13 protein-coding genes and 2 pseudogenes are annotated in these 15,595 nt (G+C 72.9%); 8 read left to right on the plus strand and 7 right to left on the minus strand.

Annotated features, from left to right (window positions below):
* Window positions 1-133 precede the first annotated feature (133 nt).
* From ACZ6BG_RS37195 to ACZ6BG_RS37210, 4 genes are all read right to left on the minus strand, one after another.
* A complete protein-coding gene (locus ACZ6BG_RS37195; protein WP_289944158.1) occupies window positions 134-1,315 on the minus strand; it encodes an ROK family transcriptional regulator in 1,182 nt (393 codons plus the stop codon).
* A 388-nt stretch (window positions 1,316-1,703) separates the two neighbouring features.
* The gene (locus ACZ6BG_RS37200; protein ID WP_469010291.1) at window positions 1,704-2,381 is read right to left on the minus strand and encodes a GntR family transcriptional regulator; all 678 of its coding nucleotides are present in this window, start codon (window positions 2,379-2,381) and stop codon (window positions 1,704-1,706) included.
* Window positions 2,382-2,547: 166 nt separating this feature from the next.
* Complete coding sequence (locus ACZ6BG_RS37205; RefSeq protein ID WP_469010293.1) at window positions 2,548-3,495, minus strand: beta-ketoacyl-ACP synthase III; 948 nt, start codon at window positions 3,493-3,495, stop codon at window positions 2,548-2,550.
* Window positions 3,496-3,627: 132 nt separating this feature from the next.
* Complete coding sequence (locus tag ACZ6BG_RS37210) at window positions 3,628-3,894, minus strand: MFS transporter small subunit (protein ID WP_469010295.1); 267 nt, start codon at window positions 3,892-3,894, stop codon at window positions 3,628-3,630.
* Window positions 3,895-4,169: 275 nt separating this feature from the next.
* Here ACZ6BG_RS37210 and rox point away from each other — a divergent pair, with 275 nt between their 5' ends.
* From rox to fdhD, 4 genes and pseudogenes are all read left to right on the plus strand, one after another.
* Window positions 4,170-5,597: a rifampin monooxygenase gene (gene rox, locus ACZ6BG_RS37215; protein ID WP_469010297.1), complete on the plus strand. Its 1,428-nt coding sequence runs from the start codon at window positions 4,170-4,172 to the stop codon at window positions 5,595-5,597.
* A 165-nt stretch (window positions 5,598-5,762) separates the two neighbouring features.
* Window positions 5,763-6,236 (plus strand): annotated as a pseudogene (locus tag ACZ6BG_RS37220) (ketopantoate reductase family protein); the annotation flags it as partial.
* Window positions 6,230-6,472, plus strand: a pseudogene (locus ACZ6BG_RS37225) (2Fe-2S iron-sulfur cluster-binding protein); the annotation flags it as partial. The pseudogenes ACZ6BG_RS37220 and ACZ6BG_RS37225, both read left to right, overlap by 7 nt.
* Before the next feature lie 5 nt (window positions 6,473-6,477).
* Entirely contained in the window at window positions 6,478-7,344 is an 867-nt protein-coding gene (fdhD, locus tag ACZ6BG_RS37230; RefSeq protein WP_469010299.1) for a formate dehydrogenase accessory sulfurtransferase FdhD, read from the plus strand.
* A gap of 114 nt (window positions 7,345-7,458) precedes the next feature.
* Here the strand turns inward: fdhD and ACZ6BG_RS37235 are convergent, their stop codons facing one another.
* Window positions 7,459-7,947, minus strand: a complete 489-nt coding sequence (locus ACZ6BG_RS37235; RefSeq protein WP_469010300.1) for a MarR family winged helix-turn-helix transcriptional regulator — start codon at window positions 7,945-7,947, stop codon at window positions 7,459-7,461.
* Window positions 7,948-8,042: 95 nt separating this feature from the next.
* On the opposite strand from ACZ6BG_RS37235, the gene ACZ6BG_RS37240 reads away from it, so the two are divergent.
* The 3 genes from ACZ6BG_RS37240 (at window position 8,043) to ACZ6BG_RS37250 (ending at window position 12,398) form a co-directional block, all read left to right on the plus strand.
* Window positions 8,043-8,966 (plus strand): quinone oxidoreductase family protein, encoded by a 924-nt coding sequence (locus tag ACZ6BG_RS37240; RefSeq protein WP_469010302.1) that lies wholly within the window; start codon window positions 8,043-8,045, stop codon window positions 8,964-8,966.
* Between the two features lie 146 nt (window positions 8,967-9,112).
* Window positions 9,113-11,065 carry an exo-alpha-sialidase gene (locus ACZ6BG_RS37245; protein WP_469010304.1) on the plus strand — a complete coding sequence of 651 codons (1,953 nt, stop codon included), beginning with the start codon at window positions 9,113-9,115 and terminating at the stop codon, window positions 11,063-11,065.
* 10 nt (window positions 11,066-11,075) lie between these two features.
* Entirely contained in the window at window positions 11,076-12,398 is a 1,323-nt protein-coding gene (locus ACZ6BG_RS37250) for a DUF4185 domain-containing protein (protein WP_469010306.1), read from the plus strand.
* Here the strand turns inward: ACZ6BG_RS37250 and ACZ6BG_RS37255 are convergent.
* Window positions 12,334-13,479: a bile acid:sodium symporter family protein gene (locus ACZ6BG_RS37255; protein WP_469010310.1), complete on the minus strand. Its 1,146-nt coding sequence runs from the start codon at window positions 13,477-13,479 to the stop codon at window positions 12,334-12,336. The two genes, ACZ6BG_RS37250 and ACZ6BG_RS37255, sit on opposite strands and share 65 nt — an antisense overlap.
* Before the next feature lie 182 nt (window positions 13,480-13,661).
* Between ACZ6BG_RS37255 and ACZ6BG_RS37260 the strand changes: the two genes are divergently transcribed.
* Window positions 13,662-14,531 carry a LysR substrate-binding domain-containing protein gene (locus ACZ6BG_RS37260; RefSeq protein WP_469010313.1) on the plus strand — a complete coding sequence of 290 codons (870 nt, stop codon included), beginning with the start codon at window positions 13,662-13,664 and terminating at the stop codon, window positions 14,529-14,531.
* On the opposite strand, the gene ACZ6BG_RS37265 is transcribed toward ACZ6BG_RS37260, so the two are convergent.
* Entirely contained in the window at window positions 14,528-15,547 is a 1,020-nt protein-coding gene (locus ACZ6BG_RS37265; protein WP_469010317.1) for an Lrp/AsnC family transcriptional regulator, read from the minus strand. The genes ACZ6BG_RS37260 and ACZ6BG_RS37265 overlap by 4 nt on opposite strands.
* Window positions 15,548-15,595 lie beyond the last annotated feature (48 nt).

Consider the following 15,595-nt stretch of genomic DNA (forward strand, 5'->3'; position numbering starts at 1 on the left):
CCGATGGGGGCGATGGGGCCGATGGAGGCAATGGGGCCGATGGAAAAGGGCAGGGGGATCTTGTTAAGGGCATGACAATGTCGATCAAGATGCTGCGGCCATCGCTCGCGCGTCCTACGTACGTCCGGGGCGGCTAGGCCGGGGAGAACAGGTGGTCGCTGATGAGGCGGGCGCCGCCGATGACTCCGGCGGTGGGGCCCAGCTCACCGAGGACGATGGGGAGGTTGCCGGTCGCGAGGGGCAGCGACTGGCGGTAGACCTGGGTGCGGATCGCGGCGAGCAGCGTGTGACCGAGGCCGGTGACGCCGCCGCCGATCACCACGAGGCCGGGGTTGAAGAAGCTGACGAGGCCCGCGATGACCTGGCCGGTGCGGTTGCCGCCGGCGCGGATCAGGTCGAGGGCGGTGGCGTCACCGGCGGCCGCCGCCGCGGCGACGTCGACGGCCGTGAGCGCGCCGGAGTTCTCGAAGCGGGTGCAGAGCTCCGGTGAACGCCCCTGGTGGGCGGCCTCCTCGGCGTCGCGGGCGAGCGCGGCGCCGCTGAAGTACGCCTCCAGACAGCCCTTGTTGCCGCACGCGCACGGGCGGCCGTCCGGCTCGACCTGGATGTGGCCGATGTCGCCCGCGCTGCCCGTCGTACCGCGGTACACCTCGCCGCCGACGACGATGCCGCAGCCGATACCGGTGCCGATCTTGACGCACAGGAAGTCGCCCACGGAGCGGGCGACGCCCGCGTGCTGCTCGCCCATCGCCATCAGGTTCACGTCGTTGTCGACCATCACCGGGCAGCCGAGGTCCTGGCTGAGCGCCTCCCGCACGGGGAAGCCGTCCCAGCCGGGCATGATCGGCGGCGCGACCGGGACGCCCTCGGGGAAGCGGACGGGGCCCGGTACGCCGATGCCGGCGCCGTCGAACCCCTCCGCGAGTCCCGAGGCACGCAACTTGGCCGCCATCGCGAGGACCTGCTCGAAGACCGCGACCGGGCCCTCGCGCACGTCCATGGGCTGGTTGATGTGGCCGAGGACCTCCAGCTCGGCGTTGGTGACGGCGACGTCGACCGAGGTCGCGCCGATGTCCACGCCGAGGAAGCGGAGGGCCGGGGCCAGGCGGATGTTGTGGGAGCGGCGGCCGCCTCGGGACGCCGCGAGGCCGTCGGCGACCACCAGGCCCGTTTCCAGGAGGCGGTCCACCTCCACGGCCAGTTTGGACCGGGAGAGGTCGACCTGGTCGCCCAGTTGGGCGCGGGAGTTGGGCCCTCCGTCGCGCAGCAGCCGCAGTAGCCGCGCCTGGTGCGCGTTGGCGGGTCGAGCCGTCATACGTCTCACGCGCCCCTCCCCGCCTGTTCGGCCGAATCCCGTGTGTGTTCGTTGGGCTTTCGAGGGGAACGTAGCAGCGGTTGCCGGGGCTGGGAAGAAGTTGCGCCCGAATTCCCTCCGACTTTCTCCAGTCCGAGGACAAAGGGGGGTGGGGTGGGGCCTTGCCGGGGGCTCCCCCATCCCACCCCTTCCCGAACCCCGGGGCTCCGCCCCGGACCCCGTTGTCGGCGCTGCGCGCTCGTCCTCAAACGCCGGACCGGCTGGATGTGCCGGGCCGTTGCTCAGTCCGGATCGTTGGGGCAGGTGGGTGGGAGATAGCCCGTCCGGCGATTGAGGACGAGCGCGCAGCGCGATCGGCGGCGCCCCCGGCCCACCCGAACAGGCCCGGTCAGGGCGCCTCACGTGCGTGGTACGTCTTCCGCGTGTGCTCCGTATGCGCCCGCATGACCTCCGTCGCCCGGGCTTCGTCCCGAGCGGCGATCGCGGCGATGAGTTCGCGGTGCTCGACCCAGGACTGTTTGCCGCGCCGGCGGGCCACCGGCGTGTAGTACCAGCGGACGCGCCGGTCGACCTGCCCGGCCAGCTCGGCGAGGACTACGTTCCCGGCCAGTTCCATCACCTTGGCGTGGAACGCCGCGTTCGTGGCGACGACGAGGTCCACGTCACCGTCGGCGACGGCCGACTCGCCCTTGGCGCACAGCTCTTCGAGGGCGGCGATCCCGGCCGTACCGGCGTTGGCGGCGGCGAGCCGTGCGGCCTCGGCCTCCAAGAGGGTGCGGACGGCGAGGAGTTGGTCGGCCTCCTCCTCCGTCGGCTCGTGCACGAACGCCCCCTGCGCGGGCCGCAGATCCACCCACCCCTCGGTGTTCAGACGCTGCAGCGCCTCGCGCACGGGCTGCCTGGACACGCCCAGGTGCCCGGCGAGTTCGCTCTCGACGAGGTGCTGGCCGGGACGCAGGGCGCGTGTGGTGATGAGTTCCAGCAGCGCCTCGTAGACCCGTTCGCGCAGCGGGCCCGGCCGTTCCAACTTGGGCACTGTCCCCTGTGGCAGTCCTGCGGACAACATCCCGGCCCCCTCCTGGACGACGTCAAGCCAAGTCAAACAGATTGGCTTTTGTCTACAGTTTACCGAGCACAAGGGCCAGTACCAGGGGCAGTTGGGCGCGTCACAACGGCGGACGCCATCTCAGGGCGCGAGGAGACGCCACCTCACGGCGCAGGGAAAGACCGCCTCAGGGACAGCGCACGACCTGCCCCGCGTACGACAAGTTCCCCCCGAACCCGAACAGCAGCACCGGATCCCCCTTGGAGATCTCACCCCGCTCGACCAGCTTGGACAGGGCGAGCGGCACCGACGCGGCCGAGGTGTTGCCGGAGTCCACCACGTCCCGCGCGACGACCGCGTTGACGGCGCCGATGCGGTCGGCGAGCGGCTCGACGATGCGCAGGTTGGCCTGGTGCAGGACGACCGCCGCGAGGTCGGCGGGGACCAGACCGGCGCGTTCGCAGGCGGCGCGGGCCAGCGGCGGCAGCCGCGTGGTGGCCCAGCGGTAGACGCTCTGCCCCTCCTGCGCGAACCGTGGCGGCATCCCCTCGATGCGCACCGCGTGCCCCATCTCCGGCACCGAGCCCCACAGGACCGGGCCGATCCCGGGCTCCTCCCCGTCCGCGCACGGCTCGACGACGGCCGCGCCCGCCCCGTCGCCGACGAGCACGCACGTCGTGCGGTCGGTCCAGTCCGTGACGTCGGACATCTTGTCGGCGCCGATGACCAGCGCCCGGCTCGCCGCCCCGGCCCGTACGGCGTGGTCGGCGGTGGCGAGCGCGTGCGTGAAGCCCGCGCAGACGACGTTGACGTCCATCGCGGCGGGCGAGGCGAGGCCGAGGCGGGCGGCGACCCGCGCGGCCATGTTCGGCGAGCGGTCGATGGCCGTGGACGTGGCGACGACGACCAGGTCCACGGACGACGGCGCGCTGCCCGCGGAGGCGAGCGCCTTGGCGGCGGCGTGCGCGGCGAGCTCGTCGACCGGCTCCTCGGGGCCCCCGATGTGGCGGGTGCGGATGCCCACCCGGGAGCGGATCCACTCGTCGCTGGTGTCGACCATGCCCGTCAAGTCGTCGTTCGTGAGCACCTTGGCGGGCTGGTAGTGGCCGACGGCGGCGATGCGTGAGCCGGGCATGGGCGGATCCCCTCGTGGTGCAGGCGGTGCGGGACGTGCGTGACCGTCCAGTCTGCTCAGCGACTCACGGGTAACAGGTGAGGTAATGCGACAGGAAAGGGGCGTCCGCTTTGGATGCTTCGCCACATCGTGTCACCCGGTGAAGAGCTGTTTGGCCTTGTGTACGAGCTCGTAGACGCCGTACGCGAGCGGAAGGCCGACCCAGAGCCAGGCCCCGACGATCAGAGGGCGGCGGCCCGGCAGCGTTTCGTGGCCGCCGAGGCGCGCTTCCGCGAGCGACCGCGCTCCCCCGGCGACGAGTCCGACTCGGCCGTCGGCGAGTCCGACGGGTGGCGGTCGTACCTGCTGCGGGAGCCGCTGGAGGCCGCGCGGGACCTCGACGACTGGGTTCTGCGGCATCAGGACGGCGACCTCGGGGACGCACCGGTGTCCGGTCCCCTGCTCCGGCCCGCGCCCCGCGACCGCCCATGAACAACCGCCCGTACGAGCGAAGCCGCCCGTAAACACAAGAAGGCAAGGAGAGAAACGCCTCCTTGCCACTCCCAAGGTATAGCGCGCGAGGGGGCTTGCAGCAAGGCCCGGGGCATGGCGCACAATGACCGGCCCAGGCCAGGACCTGCGGAAATCAAGAGTTCGCGAAGTGCGTACGCTTTTGTTTGCTTCATGGAGGTTCCATGTTTGACGTGATCATCACCGGTGGCGGCCCGACCGGCTTGATGCTGGCCGCTGAGCTGCGGCTGCACGATGTGCGGGTGGTCGTCCTGGAGAAGGAGACGGAGCCGACCAAGCAGTCTCGCGCGCAGGGGCTGCACGTGCGCAGCATCGAGCTGATGGACCAGCGCGGCCTGCTTGAGAAGTTCCTGCCGCTGGGGAAGCAGTTCACGGTCGGGGGCTTCTTCGCCGGTCTCGGCACGTCGTGGCCCGAGGACCTCGACACCGCGCACTCGTACGTCCTCGGCATCCCGCAGGAGATCACCGAGCGGCTCCTCACCGAGCGCGCCACCGAGTCGGGGGCCGAGATCCGGCGCGGCTGCGAGGTGGTGGCGCTGAGCCAGGACGGGGACGGGGTGGAGGTCGATCTCGCCGACGGCACGCGGCTGCGCTCGCGCTATCTGGTGGGCTGCGACGGCGGCCGCAGCACGGTGCGCAAGCTGCTCGGCGTCGACTTCCCCGGTGAGCCCGCCCGGGTCGAGACCCTGCTCGGCGCGATGGAGCTCGGCGTGTCGCAGGAGACGCTGACGGAGGTGGTGGCCGAGGTCCGCAAGACCCAGCAGCGGTTCGGCGCGATGCCCATGGGGGACGGCGTGTACCGCGTGATCGTGCCCGCCGACGGGGTGTCCGAGGACCGGACGACCCCGCCGACCCTGGAGGAGTTCAAGCAGCAGTTGCGGGCGTTCGCCGGGACCGACCTGGGCGTGCACTCGCCGCGCTGGCTGTCCCGCTTCGGCGACGCGACGCGGCAGGCCGAGCGCTACCGGGTCGGCCGGGCGCTGCTCGCGGGCGACGCGGCGCACATCCACCCGCCGACCGGCGGGCAGGGCCTCAACCTCGGCATCCAGGACGCGGTCAACCTCGGCTGGAAGCTGGCCGCCACCGTGCACGGCTGGGCGCCGGACGGGCTGCTCGACAGCTACCACGCCGAACGGCACCCGGTGGCCGCGGACGTGCTCGACAACACCCGCGCGCAGATCCACCTGATGTCCGACGACCCGGGCGCGCTCGCGGTGCGCCGACTCCTCTCGGAGCTGACGGGCTTCGAGAACGTGAACCGGCGCCTGATCGAGAAGATCACCGCGATCGGGGTCCGCTACGACTTCGGCGCGGGGCACGACCTGCTCGGCCGACGGCTGCGGGACGTGGAGTTGAAGCGCGGGCGGCTGTACGGGCTCATGCACGGCGGCCGTGGGCTGCTGCTCGACCAGACCGGCCGGCTCTCGGTGGCGGGCTGGGCGGACCGGGTCGACCACGTCGTCGACACGAGTGAGGAACTGGACGTGCCCGCCGTGCTGTTGCGGCCGGACGGGCACGTGGCGTGGGCCGGCGAGGACCAGCGGGAGCTGGAGGGCCAGTTGCCCCAGTGGTTCGGGGCCGCCGCGAGCTGACGCGGCGTCGACGGGAGAGGGCTCGCCCAACCCCTTGCCGCCCCAACTTCCATACTGTAGACAATATTTCATCTACCGTGTGCAGCTTCTCGGCCACGTGCGACCAGCGCGGCCTGAGAGCGCCGCCGGTCCGTCGGAACCCTCAACCGAACGGAGCGCGCCATCGTGAAAGTCGCGGGCCTGGGCGCCGGCGCCATCGGCGCCTACGTCGGAGCCGCCCTGCACCGCGCGGGAGCGGACGTCCATCTCGTGGCCCGCGGCCCGCACTTGGCGGCCATGCGGCAGCACGGCGTACGCGTGCTCAGCCCGCGCGGCGACTTCACCGCGCGGGTCCACGCCACCGCAGACCCGGCCGGCATCGGCCCCGTCGACTTCGTCTTCCTCGGCCTGAAGGCCACTTCGTACGCGGCGACGGAGCTCGCCGAGCCGGGCGTCGTAAGGCACTTGGAAGGCACCCGCTTCTCCGTCGGTGAGCCGGACCGCACCCGGTCGGCGCGCTGTCTCGGCTTCAGCGCGGCGACGCGCGCGGGCGGCCTGAAGTGCCCGGTGGAGCCGGACGTGCGCGGCGACATCTGGATCAAGCTGCTCGGCAACATCTCCTTCAACCCGATCAGCGCCCTCGCCCGCGCCACCCGACGGGCGCCCTCAGCTTCAAGAGCGAGTTCGACATGCGTGCCGCCGGGACCTGGGACGAGGCCGCGCAGACGCGGACGACCACCGTGTGCGCGTACTGCGGAGTCGGCTGCAGCCTCACCCTGCACGTGCAGGACAATGCAATCGTGAAGGTCACCTCGCCGCACGACAGCCCGGTGACCCACGGCAACCTCTGCATCAAGGGCCGCTTCGGCTACCAGCACGTACAGAACCGGGACTGATCGACATGGGACGAGTCACGGAACGCCGCCGCGTCATCCGCATCCGCGACGGCGCGGTCAGCGAGCGGCCGGACACGCTCGTCGCCGAGGAGCCCCTGGAGATACGCCTCAACGGCAAGCCGCTCGCGATCACCATGCGCACGCCCGGCGACGACTTCGCGCTCGCGGCCGGGTTCCTCGTCAGCGAGGGAGTGCTCGGCTCGGCGGACGAGCTGCGGAACATCGTGTACTGCGCGGGGGCGACGGCGGACGGCTCGAACACGTACAACGTGGTGGACGTGTCGACGGCGGACGGTGTCGTCCTCCCGGACATCACCCTTGAACGCAATGTCTATACGACCTCGTCGTGCGGGCTGTGCGGCAAGGCCAGCCTGGACGCGGTCCGCACCACCGCCCGCTGGCCGATCGACGACGACCCCGAGGGGCACGGCGCTCCCCCGGTCCGGCTGACGCCCGAGCTGCTCGCCCGCCTCCCCGACCGGCTGCGCGCGGCCCAGCGGGTCTTCGACCGGACCGGGGGGCTGCACGCGGCGGCGCTGTTCACCGAGGACGGCGACCTCGTCGACGTACGCGAGGACGTGGGCCGCCACAACGCCGTCGACAAGCTGGTGGGGCGGGCGCTCCAGGACGGCCGCCTGCCGCTCGCCCGCAGCGTCCTGATGGTGTCGGGGCGTGCCTCCTTCGAGCTGGCGCAGAAGGCCGTGATGGCGGGCATCCCGGTGCTCGCGGCGGTGTCCGCACCCTCGTCGCTCGCCGTCGACCTCGCCGCCGAGACCGGCCTGACCCTGGTCGGTTTCCTGCGCGGCTCCTCCATGAACGTGTACACGGGCGAGCACCGTCTGACCCTGCGGACCGCGGCCACGCGGACCTGACCGGCGCCCCCACCGCGACACGGCGACGGGGTCCCGGCCCGGCCCGGCGGGGAGCACCCCCCGCGCCGGCCGGGCCCCAGCGCCGCCCGCGCCCCGCAGCCCCGGCCGCCGGGCTCATTCGTCGACCCGCGCGACCCTCTCCAGCATGTCCAGGAACGCCTCCCGCTCGGCGGCCGACAGGGGCGCGAGCAGGTCGGCGTTGGCGGTCCGCGCCGCCGTGGCGCAGCGGCTGAGCAGGGCGCGCCCGTCGGTGGTGAGGGTGACGGCGTTCTTGCGGCGGTCCTTGGGGTCGGGGGCGCGTTCCACGAGCCCGGCCCCTTGCAGGTCGTTCAGGACACCGACCAGGTCCTTGGGGTCGAGCTGGATGCCCCGGCCGAGGTCGGCCTGGGCCACCGGGCCGAGATCGGCCACGGCGGCGAGCACGACGTGGTGCCACATCTTCATGCCCTCGGCGGCGAGCGCCTCGGCGACCAGGCCGCGGCCGCGGGCTGCGGCCCGGCCGAGCAGCCAGCTGGGGAGGGTGCGGATGGCGGTGGGCACGGTGGCGGCGGCGGTCGACGTGGACGGTGTGGACGACGCGCGGGTCGGCTGGGTTTCGGGCATGGCGTGAGCCTATCCAAGAATCGTTGGACTTCCCCATGAGTTTGTGACTACCGTTGGGCCTCCCAACGATTTCCGACGAGTGCGTGGAGGTGCGGATGCGTCGCGTCCGGTACGAGCGGCAAGGCGGCCCCGAGGTCCTGTTCGTCGAGGAGGCACCGGTTCCCGAACCCGGCCCGGGCGAGCTCCTCGTCCGGGTCGCGGCCGTCGGCGTGACCCTGCCCGTCGTCCGCAAGGTCCGCGAGGCCGCCGAACCCGTCGCGCTCGGCGGCGAGATCGCGGGCGAGGTGGTCCGCCTGGGCGACGGTGTGACGGGCTTCGCGACCGGTGACCGGGTCACGGGCCTCGCCTTCGGGCACGGCTACGCGGACTACGCCCTGCTGCACACCGCGATGGCCTCCCCCGTCCCCGACGGCGCGAGCGCGGTCGACGCGGTGGCCCTGGTCCGCAGCGGTCTGGTCGCCCGCGGCGCCCTTGAGGCCGCCCGCCCCGCCGCGGGCGAGACCGCGCTCATCACGGCGGCGGCGAGCGGCGTCGGCCACCTGGCGGTGCGCCTGGCCAAGCTGCGCGGCGCCGGGCGCGTCGTGGGCGCGGTCTCGGATCCCGCGAAGGCCGACTTCGTGCGCGTCGTCGGCGCCGACGACGTCGTCCGCTACGACGCGCCGGACTGGGGCGAGCCCGTCGACTACTGCCTGGACGGCGTGGGCGGGGAGCTGCTCGGCCCGGCCGTGGCCGCGCTCGCGCCGCACGGCAGGCTGGTGGCGTACAGCTCGGGCGGCGGCACCCTGTCGGCCTACGACCTGCTCGTCGGGGCCAAGTCGGTGACGGGCTTTCAGATGGCACTCATCGCGCGGGAGCGGCCGGAGCTGTACGAGGAGTGGCGCCGGGACCTGTGGCGGCTGTTCCACGCGGGTGAGCTGCGGCCCGCCGTGCACGCCGCGTTCGACCTGGCGGACGCGGCCGCGGCACACGCGGCAATCGAGTCGCGCGTCAACACCGGAAAAGTCGTACTTACCCCGTAATCTTGCGACATCCGCGCCCGGCGCCCCGCCGGGATTCCGTTACGCGCACGCTTCTTGTGTTGCTCCAAGGCCCCCAAGTAGCTTCAGTGACGCGCACGTTGGACGTGGGATGTCCGAATGTCCGGTCGACATGAAGGGCCCGCACCATGCCGTCGAGACCCCGTGTACGCCTCAGATCCGCCCGGTCCCCCCGGTTCCCCCAGCTCCTGATGTCCCCCAGGCGGCGTACCGTCGCCGCGCTGACCGCCACCGCGCTCGCCGCCCTCGCGCTGCCGCCCGCGCTCGGCGGCGCGGCCCGGGCCGCGGGCGAGACGAGGGCCCCGTTCGAGCAGCAGGTCCTGTTCAAGGCTTCCCAGGACCCCGGCTACTCGTGCTTCCGGATACCAGCGATCGTGAAGACGACGAAGGGAACGCTGCTCGCCTTCGCCGAGGGACGCGTCAACGACTGCAGCGACGCCGGTGACATCGACCTGGTCCTCAAGCGCAGCCACGACGGCGGCCGGACCTGGGGCCCGATGCGGGTCATCAACGAGGGCGGCGGCGACACGCACGGCAACCCCGCGCCCGTCGTCGACCGCGAGACGGGCCGGATCCTGCTCGCCGAGACGTACAACCCGGGCCGCACGGACGGCAAGAACTGCGAGGTGCCGTGCGAGCGCACGCCCCATCTGCAGTACAGCGACGACGACGGCGCGACCTGGTCGAAACCGCGTGACCTGAGCGACGAGATCCTGCCCGATTCCTGGAACTCCTGGTACGCCACCGGCCCTGTGCACGGCATCCAGCTCAGCCGGGGGCGGCACAAGGGCCGCCTGGTCCTGACCGTCAACGCCGAGTCGTGGAACGGCAGCCGGGTCACCGAGAACCACGCCTCGCTGGTCGTCAGCGACGACGGCGGCGACACCTGGAGGATCGGCGCGACGGACTCGTACCCGATCTCCCCGAGCGACGGCACGTTCCGGCAGAAGCCGTCGGAGATGACCCTCACGGAGCGCGCGGACGGCACGATCTACGTGTCCGGGCGTGAGCAGGACGGCACCGACCTCGGGCACCGCGACCACGTCGTCAGCCGCGACGGCGGCGAGAGCTTCACCGGCTCCTTCGAGGCCAGCCCCGACCTGTACACCCCGCAGGTGCAGGGCTCCACGCTCCGCTTCGGCGGCCGGCTCCTGCTCGCCGCCCCCGGCGACCCGGACCGGCGCCGCACCATGACGGTCCGCTCCTCCTACGACGGCGGCCGCACCTGGGACAGCTTCGACCGCTCCAGCGTCGTCACCACCGACTGGTCCGGCTACTCGGACATGGTGGCCGTCGACGACGAGCGGGTGGGCCTCATGTACGAGGGCGGAGCGGTCGACGCCCGCGACGAGATCCGCTTCACCCGCTTCACCGAGGAGTGGCTGAAGCCGCGCCGCGGCCCGGACCCCCGCACCAGCGACTGGGCGCCGGGCGCGCGGGACGCGGCGGTGCTCGGCGGCGCCCGCCCCACGGACGGCGTGTTCGGCGGCCAGGCGCTCGCCTTCGACGGGGTCGACGACGCCGTGCGGCTGCCGTACAGCTCCCGGCTTCCGCTGCACAGCCAGGACTTCACGGCCTCGCTGTGGTTCCGCTACTCGGCGACGAGGGGGGAGCAGCCGCTGCTCTGGATGGGCGGCGTCGGCACCGGCCAGCCGCAGGTGTGGCTGCGCGGGGAACCCGCGAACAACCGCGTCACGGGCCTCATCACCACCCGCGACGGCGGCAGCCCGCCCCGCTCCGTGTCGCTGAGCACCGAGGGCGCGTACAACGACGGCCAATGGCACCACATCGCCCTGCGCCGCGGCGACGGCGAGCTGTCCCTGTTCCTCGACGGCAACCGGCTCTCCCGGCCCGACGTCCCCGGCAGCGTCAGCCGCAACTCGCCGTTCGGCGTGCACATCGGCCAGCGCATGGACAGCCGGGCCCACTTCACCGGCGCCATCGACCAAGTGGGCGTGTTCGAGCGGGCGTTGAGCGACGATGAGGTGACGCGGCTCGGGTCCGACCGGGCACCGTCCTCCGCTGTGACGTGGAACACCGTGACCTGGCTGCCCATGGACCGGGTGCGTCCGGGGAGCTAGCGTCCCGGGCGTGTCCGCCACCACGACGCCGTACGCAGATCCGTCCACCGAGGGCGGACCCCCGGGCGGCCGGGGCGCGCGCAGGACCTGGATCGTCCTGCTGCTCGCCCTGGCCTGCGCCGCCCTGCTCCTGACCGCCCTCCCGGACGGTGAGAACGACCGGGAGGGCGGTCCGGCGTGCGCGGCCACCACCGTCGCCTCGTCCACGCCCGAACGGGCACTCACCCGCGCGTTCGCCTCGTACGGCGACGACGGCGCCCGCTCCGACGACTGGACGGGCGGCGACGGCACGCACTCGGTGAAGCTGCCGGACGGGCGGGTGCTCTGGCTGTTCTCCGACACCTTCCTCGGGCAGGTGCACGCGCCCCCCAACCCGCAGGGGCAGCCGCACGCGTGGCGCGACACCAGCGCCCCGATGGTGCGCAACTCCGGTGTGGTGACGGACCGTTCGGGAGCCCTGGAGCGTACGCTCACGACCCCGATGTTCGCCGATCCGGCGCCGGGGCAGTGGCGCTGGCCGGTCTCCGCGAAGGTCGAGCCGCGCTCGCCGGGCGCCGACGAGGACGTCCTGCGGGTGCTCCTGTGGACCCGCGCGACCGCCCCGGGCCCCTGGATCTACGGGGTGCCCGCCGCCACGGAGGTCGCCACGCTGTCCCTGCCGGACCTGCGGGTCGAGAACATCACGCGGATCTCGGACCAGCGCGGCGTCGCCGACCCCGAGAAGCGGGTCCTCTACGGCACGACGACCGTCGACGACGGCGAGTGGACCTACGTCTTCGGCGGCACCGACGCGCAGGCCGCCGCCCGCCCCTCCTCGCACGCCTACGTCGCCCGCGTGCGGCACGGCGCACTCGCCGACCCCGGCGCCTGGGAGTACTGGGACGGCGCGGACTGGACCCGCACGGGCAAGCCGCGCCCGGTCCTCGGCAACGGCGACCACAAGGGCGTGGGCAGCGCCTTCACCGTGGTCCGCACCCAGGGGACGTACGTCCTGCTCACCATGGCCGCGGGCGCCGAAGGCCTGACGAGCGTCACGTCGTACTGGTCGTGCTCCCCCACCGGTCCCTGGCACGGGCCCGCCAAGGCGTTCGCGCCGCCGCTGCCGAAGGACAGCGCGGGCGGCGGGAGCGGCGCGGGCGCCCCGGACACGGCGGCCGCGGCGCCCTACAACCCGCAGGCCCACCCGGCCGTGAGCAGCGCCGGGCGGCTCGTGGTGAGCTACGACGTCAACTGGCTGGACGCGGCGGCGGCGAACGCGCAGGCCCACATCAACCGGAACGTGGAGCTGTACCGGCCGCGGTTCGTGTCGCTGCGCTTCCAGCGGGAGAGCTGACGGGACCGGTTCCGCCCCGGCCGCCGGGAGCCTCGCCCGCGCCCTGAGCGCGCTCTGGCTCCCCCGCCTTCACGAGCCCTGACTCCCCCGCCTTCGCGATCCCTGACTCGCCCGCCTCCTCGGCCCGGTCCGCGACCGCCTCCGGGTCCAGCGAGCGGCGCTTGGCGATCACCGCGCAGACCATGAGCTGCATCTGGTGGAACAACATCAGCGGAAGCACCGCGAGGGAGGCCTGGGCGCCGAACAGGACGCTCGCCATGGGCAGCCCGGCGGCCAGCGACTTCTTCGACCCGGCGAACTGGATCGCGATCCTGTCGGCCCGCCCGAACCCGAGCTTCTTCGCGCCGTACCAGGTCAGCGAGAGCATCGCGGCGAGCAGCACCGCCTCGACGCCGAGCAGCGCGCCGAGCCGGGCCGGGGTGACCTGGTGCCAGATGCCCTCGACCATGCCCTGGCTGAACGCGGTGTAGACGACGAGCAGGATCGAGCCCCGGTCGACGAAGGAGAGCACCTTCTTGTTGCGGGCGATGAACCCTCCGACCCACCGGCGCAGGAACTGCCCCGCGAGGAACGGCACCAGGAGTTGCAGCACGATCTTCAGGAGCGAGTCCGTGGAGAAGCCGACCGCGCCGTGGCCGAGCAGCCCGGCCGCGAGCAGCGGTGTGAGCACGATGCCCGCGAGCGAGGAGAACGAGCCCGCGCAGATCGCCGCGGGGACGTTGCCGCGCGCCATCGACGTGAAGGCGATGGACGACTGGATCGTCGAGGGCACGAGCGTCAGGAACAGCAGGCCGCTGTAGAGCGCGGGCGTCAGGACGTAGGGCACGAGCCCCTTGGCGGCGAGGCCGAGCAGCGGGAAGACCGCGAACGTGCAGAGCAGCACGGTGAGGTGCAGCCGCCAGTGGCGCAGACCGTCCATCGCCTCGCGCGTGGAGAGCCGGGCCCCGTACAGGAAGAAGAGCAGCGCGACGGCGGTGGTCGAGGCGCCGGACGCGACATCGGCGGCCGTGCCGCGGGCGGGCAGGAGCGCCGCGAGTCCCACGGTGCCCAGGAGAGCCGCGATGTACGGGTCGATCGGCATCCAGGAAGGCCAGGACGGGCGTTTCACAGTGCTCCATGCGCTCGGGTCTGCTCGGAGGCTCGGAGGATCTTGGTTCCGGCTCCGGGGCGGTACGTGCCCTCTCCATGCTCCTCCTCCCGGCCGCGATCGGGAATCCCGTACACCGCTCTGACTGTCATCACGTTCCGCGATAGCCTGGGAGGGTGTACGACCCCGTTCAGCTCCGTACGTTCCTCGCGGTGGCCCAGACGTTGAGCTTCACGCAGGCCGCGCGCCGCCTCGGCCTGCGCCAGTCGACGGTGAGCCAGCACGTGCGGCGCCTGGAGGACGCGACGGGGCGGCCGCTGTTCACGCGGGACACCCACAGCGTGGAGCCGACGGAGGCCGGTGAGGCGATGCTCGGCTTCGCCCGGCGCATCCTGGAGGTGCACGAGCAGGCGGCCGCGTACTTCACCGGGGCGCGGCCGGGCGGGCGGCTGCGCTTCGGCGCGTCGGAGGACTTCGTCCTGACCCGGCTCACCGACATCCTGGAGTCCTTCCGGCGCGGGCATCCGGAGGTCGACCTGGAACTGACCGTCGAGCTGTCCGGCACGCTGCACGAGCGCCTCGACGCGGGCAAGCTCGACCTGGTCCTCGCCAAGCGCCGCCCCGAGGACCCGCGCGGCGAACTGGTCTGGCACGACGACCTGGTGTGGATCGGAGCGCCCCGGTTCCGCCTGGACCCGGCCCTGCCGGTGCCCCTCATCGTGTACCCGCCGCCGGGCATCACCCGCGCCCTCGCCATGGAGGCCCTGGAGCGCAGCGGCCGCCCCTGGCGCGTGGCCTGCACCAGCGGCAGCCTCAACGGCCTGGTGGCCGCGGCCCGCGCGGGGCTCGGCGTGATGGCGCACTCACGCGGTCTGATCCCCCCGGGCCTGGCGCGGCTCCCGGACCGGGCGGGGCTGCCGGAGCTGGGGGCGGTGGACTTCGTGCTGCGGCACGGCGAGCGGGGGACGGCGGCGCGGGGCGCGGCGGAGGCCTTGGCGGCGGCGATCCTCGCGGGCGGGGACAGGTTGCAGCGGGGACGCGACTAGCGGCCCTGACGGTACGTCAACTGCTTGACCCGGCGCAGGAACGGGGCCGTCTCCACGTGCTGGACGCCCTCCAACTGCCCGAGTTTCCCACTGATGTAGGCGTACAGCCCCGCGGTGTCGCGGGCGACGACCGTGGCGAGCAGGTTCGAGGGCCCCGCGGTGGCCGAGGCGAAGGCGATCTCGTAGTGGGACGCGAGCGCTTCGCCCACGGAGTGCAGGGCGGCCGGGGCGGCGGTGATCCACAGGGACGCGGCCACGTGGTACCCGAGCAACTCGGGCGTGTACTCGACGTCGACGAAGAGCGCCCGGGACTCCAGGAGAGCGGTCAGGCGGCGCTTCACGGACGACTCCGAGAGGCCGGTGGCACGCTGCAGTTCGGGATACGTGGCCCGGCCGTCCGCTTCGAGCGCGGTCACCAGCGCCTCGTCCCCGGACGCGATGCGGGCCGGGGCCCCTGTGGCGGGCGGGAGCTGCGGGGTCAGCGCGGCGAGCTGCGCCTCGCTCAGCGGCGCGAACTTGCTGAGCCAGCCGCGCGGCCCGCCGAAGAAGCTGTGCAGGAGCTGGAACGCGCGGATCTCCACGATGTGCGGCGTACGCGGCAGCTTGCCGAGGAGCAGGTCGTCGTGGTCGCCGGGGCTGCGGGGGCGCGTCATGCACGTCACCTCCGTGCCGCCCGACATCAGGGCCACCCAGGAGGTGTCGGGGCGGCGGGCGAGCGCGTTCGCGATGGTCTGCGCGCCCTCGGGCGTGCAGCGCAGGCGCAGCATCCAGAAGTCCGTGCCGAGCCGCTCGGCGTTGCGCACGCCGACCACGTTCAGGCCGCCTTCGGCGGTGAGCTTCCGGTAGCGGCGCGCGATGGTCTGGTCGGAGACGCCGAGGACCGCCGCGATCTTGCTGAAGGGCGCGCGCCCGTCGGTCTCCAGGGCGTGCAGGAGCTTCATGTCCAGCTCGTCGAGCGTGCCGGGCGTGCGGGACGTGCCGGGCGTACGCGATGTGTGGACTGTGTGGGATTTCATCCGCACGAACCCCTCTCGTGTCGAATCCTGCCGGAATTCGGCCGACAG

This window comes from Streptomyces sp. NPDC041205, from assembly GCF_055591765.1.